The organism is Pseudooceanicola nitratireducens (assembly GCF_900109195.1).
Taxonomy (GTDB): Bacteria; Pseudomonadota; Alphaproteobacteria; order Rhodobacterales; family Rhodobacteraceae; genus Pseudooceanicola; species Pseudooceanicola nitratireducens.
Genome location: NZ_FNZG01000002.1, coordinates 703,874 through 718,113 on the forward strand (window position 1 = coordinate 703,874; position 14,240 = coordinate 718,113).

Here is a 14,240-nt window from a genome sequence, read left to right on the forward strand (position 1 = left end):
ATGACCGACAAAAGCGCAAACCAGATGTGGGGTGGCCGTTTCGCCGCCGGACCCGATGCCATCATGGAGGCGATCAACGCCTCGATCGGGTTCGATCAGCGCATGGCGGCCCAGGACATCGCCGGCTCGCGCGCCCATGCGGCCATGCTGGCAGCAACGGGCATCGTTAGCGATAAGGATGCCGAGGCGATGAGGGAAGGGCTTCTCACGATCTTGTCAGAGATCGAGGGCGGCAAATTTGCCTTCTCGACCGCGCTGGAAGACATCCACATGAATGTCGAGGCCCGGTTGAAAGAGGTCATCGGCGAACCTGCGGGGCGTCTGCACACCGGCCGGTCGCGCAACGACCAGGTGGCGACCGATTTCCGCCTTTGGGTGCGCGATCAGGTGGATGCGGCGATCGAAGGGCTTCAGGCGCTGATGCAGGCGCTGCTGGGCCAGGCCGAGGCCGGGGCCGACTGGGTCATGCCCGGCTTTACCCATCTGCAGACCGCGCAGCCCGTCACCTGGGGCCATCACATGATGGCCTACGTGGAAATGTTCGCCCGCGATCTGTCGCGGTTCCGCGATGCGCGCGTGAGGATGAACGAATCGCCCCTCGGCGCGGCGGCGCTGGCCGGCACATCCTTCCCGATCGATCGGGACATGACGGCCCAGGCGCTTGGCTTCGACCGGCCGATGGCCAATTCGCTGGACGCGGTGTCGGATCGCGATTTTGCGCTGGAATTCCTGAGCGTGTCGTCGATCTGCGCCATGCACCTAAGCCGGATGGCCGAAGAGCTGGTGATCTGGTCCTCGGCCCAGTTCCGGTTCGTGACGCTGTCGGACCGTTTCTCGACCGGTTCGTCCATCATGCCGCAGAAGAAGAACCCCGATGCGGCCGAACTGATCCGCGCCAAGATCGGTCGGATCTTCGGCGCGAACGTGGCGCTGATGACGGTCATGAAGGGGCTGCCGCTGGCCTATTCCAAGGACATGCAGGAAGACAAGGAACAGGTCTTTGACGCGGCCGACAACCTGATGCTGGCGCTGGCGGCGATGACCGGGATGGTATCGGACATGTCGGCAAACCGTGCCTCGCTGGAAGCCGCCGCTGGCTCGGGCTTCTCGACCGCGACGGATCTGGCGGACTGGCTGGTGCGGGCGCTGAACATGCCGTTCCGCGACGCACACCATGTCACCGGATCGCTGGTGGCCATCGCGGAAAAACGCGGCTGCGACCTGCCGGACCTGACGCTTGAGGACATGCAGGGCGTGCATGCCGCCATCACGGACGAGGTCTTCGGCGTGCTGGGCGTGCACAATTCCGTCGCCTCGCGCCTGTCCTATGGCGGCACCGCACCGACCCGCGTGCGCGAACAGGTCGCCCGCTGGAAAGAGGCGCTGGCATGACCCGCCTTCTGCCCCTGGCCCTACTGCTGGCGCTGACCGCCTGCGGCGTCGACGGCGAGCCGGAACAGCCCGAGCCCGCGCCCAAGCCGGGGCTGAGCGTATCCGGCCGCGCCGCCGTCGGGGTCACCTTCTGATGTCCACCCTCCGCATCGTCTATCTACTGCTGGCGATCTGGGGGGCGGTGCATCCGATGCTGTATTTCCACGGCTGGCTGGCGGCGCATCAGTTCGATCTGACCACGCTGCTGGCGGCCTGGACGGCAAATGACGCGGTGACGGGGCTGTCGCTGGATCTGGTCATCTCGGCTGTTGCACTGATCGTCTGGATCCTGGCCGAGGTCGCCGTGCGGCGCAATTTCGGGGCGCTCTGGGCCGTGCCCGCGACGCTTTTCATCGGTGTCAGCTGCGGCTTGCCGCTTTATCTGTTTCTAAGAACTCGGCCCGTCTGAACGCGGCCAAAACGGGGAAAACCATGGATCATTTCCTTTACCGCGACGGCGCGCTTTTCGCCGAGGACGTGCCGGTGGCCGAGATCGCCGCGCAGGTCGGAACGCCGTTCTACCTGTATTCGACCGCCACGCTGACGCGCCATTTCCGCCTGTTCGACGAGGCGCTGCATGGCATGCCGCATATGGTCTGCTACGCGATGAAGGCGGCCAGCAACCAGGCGATCCTGAAGACCCTGGCCGACTGCGGCGCGGGCATGGACGTGGTGTCGGGCGGGGAATACGCGCGGGCTATCGCGGCCGGTGTGCCGGGCGACAAGATCGTCTTCTCGGGCGTTGGCAAGACCGAAGAGGAAATGCGCACCGCGCTGACCCACGGCATCCGCCAGTTCAACCTGGAGAGCGAGCCCGAGATGGAGCGGCTGAACCGTGTCGCGATCTCCATGGGCGTTGTCGCCCCGGTGACCGTGCGGGTGAACCCGGACGTCGATGCCAAGACCCACGCCAAGATCGCCACCGGCAAGTCCGAGAACAAGTTCGGCATCCCGATCGCCCGGGCGCGCGAAGTCTATGCCCGGATCGCGCAGATGAAAGGCCTGAAGGCCGTCGGCATCGACGTGCACATCGGGTCGCAGCTGGTGGATCTGGAACCCTACCGCCTGGCCTTCCAGAAGGTGGGTGAGCTGACCGATGCCCTGCGCGCCGATGGCCACGACATCCAGCGGCTCGACCTGGGCGGCGGCCTGGGCATTCCCTACACCCGCGGCAACGAGGCCCCGCCGCTGCCGATGGATTACGGCAACCTGATCCGCGAAACCCTGGGCGACAAGGGCTGCGAGATCGAGATCGAGCCGGGCCGCCTGGTCGCCGGCAACGCGGGCATCATGGTCAGCCAGGTGGTCTATGTGAAATCCGGCGAAGGGCGGGATTTCCTGATCCTTGATGGCGCGATGAACGACCTGATCCGCCCGGCGATGTACGACGCGCATCACGATATCGTCCCGGTGGTCGAACCGGCGGCGGGGGTCGAGTATCAGCCCTATGACATCGTCGGCCCGGTCTGCGAATCCGGCGACACCTTTGCCAAGCAGCGGATGATGCCGCCGCTGGCTGAGGGCGACCTGGTCGCCTTCCGCTCGGCCGGGGCCTACGGGGCGGTGATGGCCAGCGAATACAACTCGCGCCCGCTGATCCCTGAAGTTTTGGTCAATGGGGATCAATTCGCTGTCATCCGGGCACGTCCAACCTTTGACGAGATGATAAACCGCGATACGCTTCCCGAGTGGTTGTAACGCGCGGGCGGCCCCTGGTCGCTTGTGCCGATCGGTCCGGCCTGGCCGGCGTCGCTGCATCCGCCCGTGGTGGTAGCCGTGGCTTTGCCGAAGGACCTGCATGACTGACCGTTCGATCCTTGCCCAGACCCTGACCCGTGTTGCGCGCCCGCTGGCGCTGACCCGGGCCGGACTGGTGGCGGAGCGGGCGGCGCGGGCCTTCTGGCCATTGTGGAGCGTGCTGATCCTGACGCTTGGCCTTTTGATGCTGGGCGTGCAGGACCTTGTCCGGGTCGAAGCCGTCTGGGCCACGGGCGCGGCGCTGGCGGTGCTGGCGCTTGGCGGGCTGGTCTATGGCGCGCGGATGTTCCGCTGGCCCAGCCGCGAAGAGGCCTTGCTGCGCCTCGATGCCTCGCTGACGGGGCGGCCGCTGCAGACGCTGCGCGATGCGCAGACCGTCGGGGCAGGGGACCTGGGGTCGGAACGGCTCTGGGCGGCGCACCAGGCACGCATGGCCGAGCGCGCGGCGCAGGCCCGTGCGGTCGAACCCGATCTGCGGGTCAGTAGCCGCGACCGCTTTGGCCTGCGTTTCGTTGCCCTGACGATCCTGATGGTCTCGGTCCTGTTCGGGTCGGTCTGGCGCGTCGGATCGGTGACCGGGATGGCCCCGGGGGCCGGGGCCGCGCTTGCGGCCGGGCCTTCGTGGGAAGGCTGGATCGAGCCTCCGTTGTACACCGGGTTGCCGGTGCTTTACCTGGCTGACCTGGACGATGTGATCCGGGTGCCGCAGGGATCCAAGGCCACCATCCGCCTTTATGGCGAAGTGGGGGCCTTGGCCGTTGAACAAACCGTCACCGACACCCCGGCCGAGGACGGGGCCATCGCCCAGGTCTTCCCGCTGGACCGCGACGGGCAAATCGCTATCACCGGCCCGGGCGGTGAGGCCTGGCAGGTCGCGCTGACCCCGGATGCGGTGCCACAGGTTGTCGCCACGGGGCCGGCGCGGGCCAGCCTGCGCGGTGAATTCCAGCTGCCGTTCCAGGCCAGTGACGACCATGGCATCGAAATGGGCGAGGCCGAGATCACGCTGGATCTGTCCCGCGTCGACCGCCGCTATGGTCTGACGATCGATCCCGAACCGCGCGAGGCGATCCGCCTGCCGCTGCCCCTTCCGATCGCCGGCGACCGCACCGCCTTTTCGCAAGAGCTGATCGACGATCTGTCCGAACATCCCTACGCCAACATGCCCGTGACCATCGTGCTGCGTGCCACCGATGCCGCCGGGCAGACCGGCGTCTCTGAACGGTTCGAGACGGAACTGGCCGCGCGCCGGTTCTTTGACCCGCTGGCCGCGACACTGATCGAACAGCGCCGCGACCTGCTGTGGAGCCGCGACAACGTGCGCCGCATCGTTCAGGTGATGAAGGCCGTGTCCTGGCAGCCCGAGGGGCTGTTCCGGTCCGACACCGCCTATCTGCGCATGCGGGTGCTGCTGCGCCGGATGGACACGGTCAGCCGCTACACCCGCCTGTCCGATACCCAGGTCGAAGACATGGCCCAGGCGCTGTGGGATCTTGCCCTGCTGATCGAGGACGGCGACCTGGACGACGCCCGCGAACGGATGCAGCGCGCGCAGGAACGCCTGTCCGAGGCGATGAAGAACGGTGCCACCAACGAGGAAATCGCCCGCCTGATGCAGGAACTGCGCGATGCCACGCAGGATTACATGCGTCAGCTGTCGCGCGAGGCGGCCGAGGATGGCCAGATGGGCGAAGAGCTGTCGGCCGAGCAGATGGAAAACGCCATGCGCCTGGGGCAGGACGACCTGCAGGCGATGATGGACCGCATCCAGGAGCTGATGGAACAGGGCCGCATGGCCGAGGCCCAGCAGGCCCTGGAAGAGCTTCAGCGCATGATGGAGAACATGCGCGTCACCCAGGGCCAGGGCGGGCAGCAGCAATCCCCGGGCCAGCAGGCGATGGAGGGGCTGTCGGAAACGCTTCGTGATCAGCAGGGTCTGTCGGATCAGGCCTTCCGCGACCTTCAGGAACAGTTCAACCCGAACGCCAATCGCGGTGAAAGCCAGCAGAACCAGGGGCGCAGCGGCAACCAGGGGCAGGGCCAGCAGCACGGCCAGGGTCAGCAACCCGGCCAGCAGGGCCAGGGTCAGCAGCCTGGTCAACAGCCGGGCCAGCAACCCGGTCAGCAACCTGGCGGATCGCAATCGGGCGGCGGCATGGAGGGCGACCTGGCCAACCGCCAGCAGGCCCTGCGTGACGAATTGAACCGCCAGCGCGGCAACCTGCCGGGCATGAGCGGTGAGGCCGGGCAAGCCGCGCGCGAGGCACTGGAACGCGCCGAACGGGCCATGCGCGGGGCCGAGGACGCGCTGCGCAGCGACGATCTGGCCGAAGCCATCGACCAGCAGGCCGAGGCAATGGACGCCCTGCGAGACGGTATCCGCAACATGGGCGAAGCCATGGCCGAGGAACAGCGCCAAGCTGGCAGCCAGCAGGGCCAGGCCCAGGGCAATGCCGGCGGCGAACAGAACGACCCGCTTGGCCGCAACGCCGGCACCAGCGGCGAGATGGGCAGCCAGCGCGACATGCTTCAGGACCGCGACGTCTATCGCCGCGCGCTGGAACTTGAGGAAGAACTGCGCCGCCGCTCGGGCGAAGGCGACCGCCCCGAAGTGGAACGCGATTACCTGAAACGGCTTCTGGAACGCTTCTGATCCTATAGTCGCGGGGCCCGTTCAGGCCCTGCGCGCCGATCGTTGGATTGGGCCATTCGGCGGCGAAGCCCCGGACCCTGTGGTCTTTATGGGCTGCGCATGTCCCGGTTTTCCGGTCCTCGCTCCGGCGGCAGCGATCTATCGGCCTTCGATCCACGGCCCCTTGTCCATTGCAAGCCGATCCTTCGAACTGCATCAGGCCGGGCCCAAAAGGACGGCTCTGCAGTCCTTGGCCCCGCGATGCACCGGCCTAAGATCTGGGCCCCCTTGACCCGCGGACGACAGGGGAAATTCCCGCGGTGCCGGTCAATGCTCCGCGAAGCCCTGCGACACCGTCGCTGGCCCTCGGGTCGCGGGACAAACCGAATGCGACGGCCCAAGCCAAGGCTCGTACCCCGTCTTGCCAAGAGACTTGACCTATAGGCCTTGATTACTGCCCGTCGCCCGTTGCGGCGTCCAGCTTGTCGGCCAGGATCTCGGCCTTTTCGTCCAGCCAGACCCGCCCGCGATCGACGGTTTCGGTATAGGCCGTCATCACGCCGTTCAGGGCAGGGATCGCCTGGCCGATCTTGGGGGCCTGCAGATAGATCACCGCAGCCACCACCATCAGGATCAGGATCGACATGAATCCGCTGCGGAACCCGCGCCGCTGGTCCTTGGCGGCCTGGCGGCTGTTGCGGGGATCCACCTTGCGGCCGGGTTCCCCGCGACGGCGCAGCGAGGAATTGATCTCTTCGATATCGGGCAGCAGGTCGCGGCGGGGCGCGGCCTGGGCGGGGTCGGCGCTGCGGCCCGGAGTGGCGCTGGCCGGGACAGGCGGGGCCGGGGGCTCGGCCTGGCGGACGCGGGCCAGGCGGCTTTCGGCGGCCACCTCTCGGCGCGGCGGGGGCGGCGGCACGGCGGCGGGCACGTCCAGGCCCAGCTCGGGCTGGCTTTCCAGCGGATCGCTCTGCCTTGCGCGTTCTTCGTACTGCGCCTCTTGCTGGAGGATCGATTTCACCTCGTCCGACAGAGGTTTACGGCGCGGCTGAAGGCCCGGGGGCGGCCCGGCGCTTTCCTCGTCGTCCTCATCCTCATAATCGTCGTCTTCGCTGTCCCAGTCGATATCGTCCAGGCTTTGCACATCCGGCATCACAGCCCGCGTGGGCGCAGCGGGGGCTTCAGGATCATCCGGCAGCGGCGCGAAGGCCTCGGCCGGGCTGTCCTGCGGGCGGGCTTTGGTCCCCTGGTCGGTCATGGGGGCGTCGTCGACATCGACCATCCCGTCCTCGGTGCCGACATCGGCGATGTCGCCTGCGTCGTCCTCGGGATCTTCGGGGTCGAAATCGTCGATGTCGTCCAGCGGGTCCAGCTCGCCTGCCTCTGCGGCGGCGCTCAGCTCATCGACATAGTCTTCGGGTTCGCTGTCCTCGCTGTGGTCGTCACCGGACCAGGCGTCTTCGTCCTCGGCCTCATCCAATGCAGCGGCCAGGGCGGGATCATAGTCTCCGTCCTCGTTCAGCTGATCGGGGTGATACTGATACCAGGTGTCGCCGCAATTCGAACATTGCACGTCACGCCCAGAGGCTGGGATGACCTCGTCCGGCACATCGTATTCCGCGCCGCAATTCGGGCATGTCAGTCGCATCAGTCCTCCGCCTGCTCCGCGGCTTGATCCAAAGGATGGCTTATCTTGTATCTGCTTAGGGGAAAAACGCAATCTTCCCCTGCGCCCTTGCAATTGAATCCTTGGCCCGCGTGGTGCAGATATGAGCGACAGAACGGGGGCGCGCGTGATCGAGCTTGAAAATCTTGCCTATAGCTACGGCGGGGGCGAATTGCTGAGTGACGTGTCGCTCAAGCTGGCCCCGGGGTCGTTCCATTTCCTGACCGGCCCGTCCGGCGCGGGCAAGACGACCTTTCTTAAACTGTGCTATGGCGCGCTGGTGCCGACATCCGGTTTCGTGCGGATCTTTGACCGGGACGTGCGGGACATGTCGCGCGATGACGTGGCCCAGATCCGCCGCCGGATCGGCGTTGTGCACCAGGACTGCCAGTTCCTGGACCACCTGCCGCTTTATGAAAACGTGGCGCTGCCGCTGACGGTCGCGGGCTTCGATGTCGCGGGCGAGGCCGAGAACCTGCGCGACCTGCTGGCCTGGTGCGGGCTGGAGCCGCGCGCCAACGCCCTGCCGCCGCAGCTGTCGGGCGGGGAACGTCAGCGGGCGGCGCTGGCCCGGGCGGTGATCCTGTCGCCCGACGTGGTGCTGGCGGATGAACCCACGGGCAACGTCGACTGGGAGATGTCTCAGCGGCTGCTTACCCTGCTGGTCGAGCTGAACCGCATGGGCAAGACGGTGCTGATCGCGACCCATGACCTAGGCCTGATCCGGGCGGCGAAACAGCAGGTGCAGGCACGGGTGCTGCGGATTTCCAACCGGCGGCTTCAGCTGGCGGGGGCGGACCTGTGAAACAGCTGCGCAAGATCCGCGATTTCCTGTCCGGCGATGCCTCGGCCGACCGGGTGGTGCCGCCCTCGGGGCAGACGGCGCATCTGACGCTATTTGCCTCAGCCGTGATGGCCTTTCTGGCGGTCTTTGCCCTGGCCCTGTCGCTGGCAGCCGGCCGCCTGGCCGACAAATGGAGCGATGAGCTGGCCCGCGCCTCGACCGTGCGGATTTCGGCCCCCGAGGATCAGATGCAGGCACAGACCCAGGCCGCGCTGCGGGTGCTCGAGACGACCGAGGGCATCGCTTCGGCCCGGGCGCTGACGGCGCAGGAACAACAGGCGCTGCTGGCCCCCTGGTTCGGTCAGAACGTCCCGGTCGAGGCCCTGCCGGTGCCGCAGCTGATCGAGGTGATCGAGACCGATGCAGGCTATGACGGCGCGGGCCTGCGTCTGCGCCTCTCGGCCGAGGCCCCTGGTGCGGTGCTGGACGATCACACCCGCTGGCGGCGGCCCCTGGTGCAGGCGGCGGAACGGCTTCGGCTTCTGGCGGTGATGTCGATCCTGCTGATCAGCGGGGCCATGGCGGCGATCATCACGCTGGCGGCCAATGCGGCGCTGGCCTCCAATGCCCAGGTCATCGGCGTGCTGCGCCTGGTCGGGGCTGAGGACCGCTATATCGCCAATGCCTTCGTGCGCCGCTTTACCCTGCGCAGCCTTGCGGGCGCGCTGGTCGGCATGGGGGTGGGCGCGATCGCGATCCTCTTCCTGCCGTCGGCAGCGACCGAGATCGGGTTTCTCACCGGGCTGGGATTTGCCGGGGCGGAATGGTTCCTGCCGCTGGTCGTGCCGTTGGTCGGCGCGGCGGTGGCCTATCTTGCGACGCGCCGGGCGTCGCTGCGGGTGCTGGGGGCGCTGACATGATCCAATACATCCGGTCCGTGGTGTTCATCATCCAGATGTACGCGGCCATGGCGATCATGGCGGTCTATTACACCCCGCTTGCCATCTTCCGCCGCGACGCCGCCTATGACGCGGTGCGGACCTATTGCCGCTACGTGCGCTGGTCGGCGCGCTGGCTTGTCGGGCTGCGGTCCGAAGTGCGCGGTGAGATCCCGACCGGAGAGGTCATCATCGCCTCGAAACATCAAAGCTTCTTCGACATCATCCTGATCGTCAGCGAAGTGCCGCGCCCGAAGTTCATCATGAAGGCGAGCCTCGTCTACGCGCCGATCCTGGGCTGGTTCGCCCTGCGCATCGGCTGCGTTCCGGTGAACCGCGGCAAACGCGCCGAGGCGATCCGCCAGATGATGCGCGGCGTGACCGCAGGCGATGCGCCCGCGGGTCAGCTGATCATCTATCCGCAAGGCACGCGCGTCGCGCCGGGGGTGGACAAGCCCTACAAGGTCGGCACGGCGGTGATCTACGAGGAAACAGGCCAGATCTGCGTGCCGGCGGCGACCAATGTAGGCGTCTTCTGGCCGCGCCAAGGCCTTCTGCGCAAACCGGGCCTCGCCGTGGTGGAGTTCCTGCCGCCGATCCCTCCGGGCCGGGACCGCAATGCCTTCATGGAAGACCTCGAACGCGAGATCGAGACCGCCAGCGATGCCCTGATGCGCGACGCAGGCTTTCCGCTGACCTAATCGCCCGAGTTCCAAAGGCGTAATCCAATAGCGCGCCTGCGGCGCATTCCATTCAATTTAAAGGGGGCCAGCCCCCTTGCGACAAAGCTGAAGCTTTGCCGCTATCCCCAGGGATATTTGTGAAAACCAAAGAGGCATGACACCTGCTCTCTTTGGTTTTTGAAAATATCCCCGCCGGAGGCATCCGAGGCGTCAGCCCCGCCTGCGGGGATGACGGCGAGTAGAAAAGATTGCGTCGCCCCGAGGGGCGGCGCTCAATTGGGTCAGGGGCGGTGGCGGATCACATGTGGATCGGGCCGTCGCCACAGGCGAGGGCGGCTTCGCGGACCGCCTCGGAATAGGTCGGGTGGGCGTGGCAGGTCAGGGCCAGGTCCTGGGCCGAGGCACCGAATTCCATGGCCACGCAGATCTCGTGGATCAGGTCGCCGGCGGCGGGGCCAACGATATGCGCGCCCAAGATGCGGTCGGTTTCCTTGTCGGCGAGGATCTTGACGAAGCCGTCGCCGGCAAAGATGGCCTTGGCGCGGGCGTTGCCCATGAAGGAGAACTTGCCGGCCTTGTAGGCGCGGCCTTCGTCCCTCAGCTGCTCTTCGGTCTTGCCGACGGATGCGACCTCGGGGTGGGTGTAGATCACGCCGGGGATCACATCGTAGTTCACGTGCCCATGCTTGCCGGCGATGACCTCGGCCACGGCCATGCCTTCATCCTCGGCCTTGTGGGCCAGCATCGGGCCTACGATGGCGTCACCGATGGCATAGACACCCTTGACGTTGGTTGCCCAGTGGCCGTCGGTCTTGACCTGGCCGCGGTCGGTCATCTCGACGCCGAGGTCGGACAGGCCGAGGCCGTCGGTATAGGCTTTGCGGCCCGTGGCGATCAGCACGACATCCGCGTCCAGCTGGGTTTCGCTGTCGTCCTTGCGGGACTTGTAGGTCAGCTTGGCCTTGGTTTTGGTGGTCTCGACCGATTGCACGGCGGCGTTCAGGATGAACTCCATCCCCTGCTTTTTCAGCAGCTTCTGCAGCGTGCGCTGAACTTCCTTGTCCATGCCGGGGGTGATGTGGTCGAGGAATTCGACAACCGTCACCTCGGTCCCCAGGCGGGCGTAGACCGAGCCCATTTCAAGGCCGATGACGCCGGCACCGACGACGATCATCTTCTTGGGGATCTTGGGCAGCGACAGCGCGCCGGTCGAGGAGACGACGATCTTTTCATCGATCTCGATGCCGGGCAGGGAGGAGGGTTCGGAGCCGCTGGCGACGATGATGTTCTTGGCCTCGTGGACCTCGTCCCCGACCTTGACCTTTCCGGCCTCGGGGATCGAGCCCCAGCCCTTCAGCCAGTCGATCTTGTTCTTCTTGAACAGGAATTCGATGCCGCCGGTGTTGCTGTCGACGACGGACTGCTTGTAGTCCTGCATGGTCGGCCAGTCGACCGAGGGGGCCTTGCCCTTCAGGCCCATTGTGGCAAAGTTATGCTCGGCCTCGTGCAGCTGATGGGTGGCATGCAGCAGCGCCTTGGAGGGGATGCAGCCCACATTCAGGCAGGTGCCGCCCAGGGTTTCACGGCCTTCGACCACGGCGGTCTTGAGGCCCAGCTGTGCGCAGCGGATGGCGGCCACGTAGCCGCCGGGGCCGGCGCCGATCACGATCACATCATAGGATGCCATTGGTTTCTCCTTGGTCTGGCCGGTCCGTCAGGGGACCGGTTCGGGTTGGTCCGGGGAAGGGGAGGGAAGGGGCGCTGCCCCTCTTGGCCGTGCCGGCCAATTCACCCCGGGATATTTCGGGCAAGAGGATGATCATATCAGCGCCGCGATCAACATGGTTGTCGTGGCCGCGAGGCCGGTCAGCCAGATCAGGCTGCGCCAGGGCACCCAGCCGAAGGCATAGGCGGGCACATAGGCCAGGCGCGCGGCGAGATAGATCCAGGCGCAGGTGGCGGTCAGCGGGGTGGATTGATCCCCGAGCGTCACGACGAGCACCGCAAGGGTGAAGAGGATCAGCCCTTCGAAATGGTTGTTCATGGCGCGGAAGATCCGGCCGGTGCGGGGGCTGACCTGGTCGATCAGCGGCCCGCCGAGTTTCTGCGGATCGCGCGGTCCGAGCGTCTTGCCCGAGGGGAGTTCAAGGTTCGCGGTCACGGACATCAGGGCTATCTGGCCGACCTGCAGCAGACCGGCGAGGGTCAGGGCGGTAAGTTCGGGTGTCATCGCGGGACCTCGTATTGCTGGGCCAGGGTGGAGAGGGTCGAGAGGACCTGGGGCGAGACCGTCCCCTGGGTGGTGTCGTCAAGCAGGTCCCTGAGCAGGTACCATTCGTCGTCGTTGGCGATCTTCCCGCGTTTCACCACCTTGTCGGCGGTTTTCTTCAGCAGACCGGCCTCGGCCAGGAACGAGATGTCGGTTCTTGCCTGGACGTCGGAAAGGAAGGCGGCGACCGCCTGGGAGAGGTCGGCATCGCCGGACCGGCGCATCCAGGTCAGTTCGCCGGCGGTGACGGAATACCAGGTCTGGATATCGCGCAGGAACTGGGCGTAGTGCGGGCCGGTATAGGCATCGAACCGGGCAAGGGTCTTTGCGCCGGGTTCAACGAATTCATCGGGATCGAAGGTCGCATCCGGGCCACGCACGGCCTGCCACCGGGCGATGCGCCAGTCGCGGTAGAGGTCCAGGCCGCGGAGCAGTCGGACGAGGTCTTGGCGGACCTGTTCTCTCGTGGCTTTGGGTGCCATGCGGGGGCCTCGGGCGGGAGGGTGCCCGGACCGCGGACGGTCCGGGCAGGATGTCGGATCAGAGATCCATCAGCAGGCGGCGGGGATCTTCCAGCGCTTCTTTCACGCGGACCAGGAAGGTCACGGCGCCTTTGCCGTCGACGATGCGGTGATCGTAGGACAGCGCCAGGTACATCATCGGGCGGATTTCCACCTTGCCGTTGATGGCCATCGGACGGTCCTGGATCTTGTGCATGCCAAGGATGCCGGACTGCGGGGGGTTCAGGATCGGCGAGGACATCAGCGAGCCATAGACACCACCGTTCGAGATGGTGAAGGTGCCGCCCTGCATTTCCGCCATGGACAGTTTGCCGTCACGGGCGCGTTTGCCCTTTTCGGAAATCGCCTTTTCGATGTCGGCAAAGGACATCTGGTCGACGTCGCGGATGACCGGAACCACCAGGCCCTGCGGCGTGCCTGCAGCGATGCCCATGTGGACGAAGTTCTTGTAGACCACGTCGGTGCCGTCGATTTCGGCGTTGACGTCGGGGACTTCTTTCAGGGCGTGGACACAGGCCTTGGTGAAGAAGGACATGAAGCCCAGGCGGACGCCGTGTTTCTTTTCAAAGGCGTCCTTGTACTGGTTCCGCAGGGCCATGACCTCGGTCATGTCGACCTCGTTGTAGGTCGTCAGCATGGCCGCGGTGTTCTGCGCGTCCTTCAGGCGGCGGGCGATGGTCTGGCGCAGGCGGGTCATCTTCACCCGTTCCTCGCGCGCGGCGTCATCGGCCGGCACGGGGGCGCGGGGGGCTGCGGCCGGGGCGGCCGCCTTGGGCGCTGCGGAAAGGGCCTTGGCCACGTCGTCCTTCATGATGCGGCCGTCGCGGCCGGTGCCGGTGACCTGGTCACGGGACAGGCCGGCCTCGGCCATGGCCTTCTTGGCAGAGGGCGCGTCTTCGACGTCCGAACGGCTGCCCTGACCGGCGGCGGGGGTCTGGTAGGCCTCGCCCTTGGAGCCTTCGGTCTGGACCTTGGGCGCGGCTGCGCCGGAGCCGGAGGTCATTTCGGCCAGCTGGGCACCGGCGGCGACGGTTTCGCCTTCGGCGGCCAGGATCTTGCCCAGGACACCGGCGGCGGGGGCGGGCACTTCGACCGAAACCTTGTCGGTTTCCAGCTCGCACAGCATCTCGTCGGCCTCGACGGTGTCGCCTTCCTTCTTCAGCCAGGTGGCGACGGTCGCCTCGGTCACGGATTCACCCAGGGTGGGGACCATGACGGCGATGGTTTCACCACCGGCGGCGTCGTCCGCTTCGGTCGCCTTGGTTTCGGCGGCGCGGGGCTTGGTTTCCTCGGGGCCGGCGTTGCCGGATTCCGAGATATTGCCCAGCAGCGCGTCGACGCCCACGGTTTCGCCTTCGGCGGCGACGATGTCCGACAGGACACCTGCGGCGGGCGAGGGGACTTCGACCGTGACTTTGTCGGTTTCCAGTTCGCAGAGCATTTCGTCCACGGCGACGGTGTCGCCGGGCTTCTTGAACCAGGTGGCGACGGTGGCCTCGGTGACGCTTTCGCCCAGGGTGGGCACGCGGATTTCGGTGGTCATCGGTGGCTTTCCTTC

At 66.5% G+C, this 14,240-nt stretch carries 13 protein-coding genes; 8 read left to right on the top strand and 5 right to left on the bottom strand.

What is annotated here, in order from left to right; translation table 11 throughout:
• From argH to BMX99_RS09375, 5 genes are all read left to right on the top strand, one after another.
• Complete coding sequence (gene argH / locus BMX99_RS09355) at positions 1-1,392, top strand: argininosuccinate lyase (protein ID WP_093450463.1); 1,392 nt, start codon at positions 1-3, stop codon at positions 1,390-1,392.
• Entirely contained in the window at positions 1,389-1,526 is a 138-nt protein-coding gene (locus BMX99_RS09360) for an argininosuccinate lyase (RefSeq protein ID WP_093450469.1), read from the top strand. The genes argH and BMX99_RS09360 overlap by 4 nt, the downstream gene beginning before the upstream one ends.
• The gene (locus BMX99_RS09365) at positions 1,526-1,840 is read left to right on the top strand and encodes a DUF2834 domain-containing protein (protein WP_093450473.1); all 315 of its coding nucleotides are present in this window, start codon (positions 1,526-1,528) and stop codon (positions 1,838-1,840) included. Before BMX99_RS09360 ends, BMX99_RS09365 begins: the two co-directional genes overlap by 1 nt.
• Before the next feature lie 23 nt (positions 1,841-1,863).
• Positions 1,864-3,129 (top strand): diaminopimelate decarboxylase, encoded by a 1,266-nt coding sequence (gene lysA / locus BMX99_RS09370; RefSeq protein ID WP_093450476.1) that lies wholly within the window; start codon positions 1,864-1,866, stop codon positions 3,127-3,129.
• Positions 3,130-3,229: 100 nt separating this feature from the next.
• Positions 3,230-5,842, top strand: a complete 2,613-nt coding sequence (locus tag BMX99_RS09375) for a TIGR02302 family protein (protein ID WP_093450479.1) — start codon at positions 3,230-3,232, stop codon at positions 5,840-5,842.
• A gap of 430 nt (positions 5,843-6,272) precedes the next feature.
• Here BMX99_RS09375 and BMX99_RS19660 read toward each other — a convergent pair whose 3' ends face one another.
• A complete protein-coding gene (locus BMX99_RS19660; RefSeq protein ID WP_175480270.1) occupies positions 6,273-7,469 on the bottom strand; it encodes a zinc-ribbon domain-containing protein in 1,197 nt (398 codons plus the stop codon).
• Positions 7,470-7,614: 145 nt separating this feature from the next.
• Here BMX99_RS19660 and BMX99_RS09385 point away from each other — a divergent pair, with 145 nt between their 5' ends.
• The 3 genes from BMX99_RS09385 to BMX99_RS09395 are packed head-to-tail and all read left to right on the top strand — an operon-like array spanning position 7,615 to position 9,910.
• Positions 7,615-8,292 carry a cell division ATP-binding protein FtsE gene (locus BMX99_RS09385; RefSeq protein ID WP_093450481.1) on the top strand — a complete coding sequence of 226 codons (678 nt, stop codon included), beginning with the start codon at positions 7,615-7,617 and terminating at the stop codon, positions 8,290-8,292.
• 5 nt (positions 8,293-8,297) lie between these two features.
• Positions 8,298-9,191, top strand: coding sequence for a cell division protein FtsX (locus BMX99_RS09390; RefSeq protein ID WP_093451299.1), 894 nt, complete (start codon positions 8,298-8,300; stop codon positions 9,189-9,191).
• Entirely contained in the window at positions 9,188-9,910 is a 723-nt protein-coding gene (locus BMX99_RS09395; RefSeq protein ID WP_093450484.1) for a lysophospholipid acyltransferase family protein, read from the top strand. The genes BMX99_RS09390 and BMX99_RS09395 overlap by 4 nt, the downstream gene beginning before the upstream one ends.
• Before the next feature lie 280 nt (positions 9,911-10,190).
• Here BMX99_RS09395 and lpdA read toward each other — a convergent pair whose 3' ends face one another.
• The 4 genes from lpdA to odhB all read right to left on the bottom strand — a co-directional run bounded on the left by lpdA (position 10,191) and on the right by odhB (position 14,225).
• Positions 10,191-11,579: a dihydrolipoyl dehydrogenase gene (gene lpdA / locus BMX99_RS09400; RefSeq protein WP_093450487.1), complete on the bottom strand. Its 1,389-nt coding sequence runs from the start codon at positions 11,577-11,579 to the stop codon at positions 10,191-10,193.
• Between the two features lie 132 nt (positions 11,580-11,711).
• Entirely contained in the window at positions 11,712-12,122 is a 411-nt protein-coding gene (locus tag BMX99_RS09405) for an MAPEG family protein (RefSeq protein WP_093450490.1), read from the bottom strand.
• Positions 12,119-12,643: a hypothetical protein gene (locus BMX99_RS09410; RefSeq protein ID WP_093450492.1), complete on the bottom strand. Its 525-nt coding sequence runs from the start codon at positions 12,641-12,643 to the stop codon at positions 12,119-12,121. The genes BMX99_RS09405 and BMX99_RS09410 overlap by 4 nt, the downstream gene beginning before the upstream one ends.
• A 58-nt stretch (positions 12,644-12,701) precedes the next feature.
• On the bottom strand, positions 12,702-14,225 hold the full coding sequence (gene odhB, locus BMX99_RS09415) for a 2-oxoglutarate dehydrogenase complex dihydrolipoyllysine-residue succinyltransferase (protein ID WP_093450494.1): 1,524 nt from the start codon (positions 14,223-14,225) through the stop codon (positions 12,702-12,704).
• Positions 14,226-14,240 lie beyond the last annotated feature (15 nt).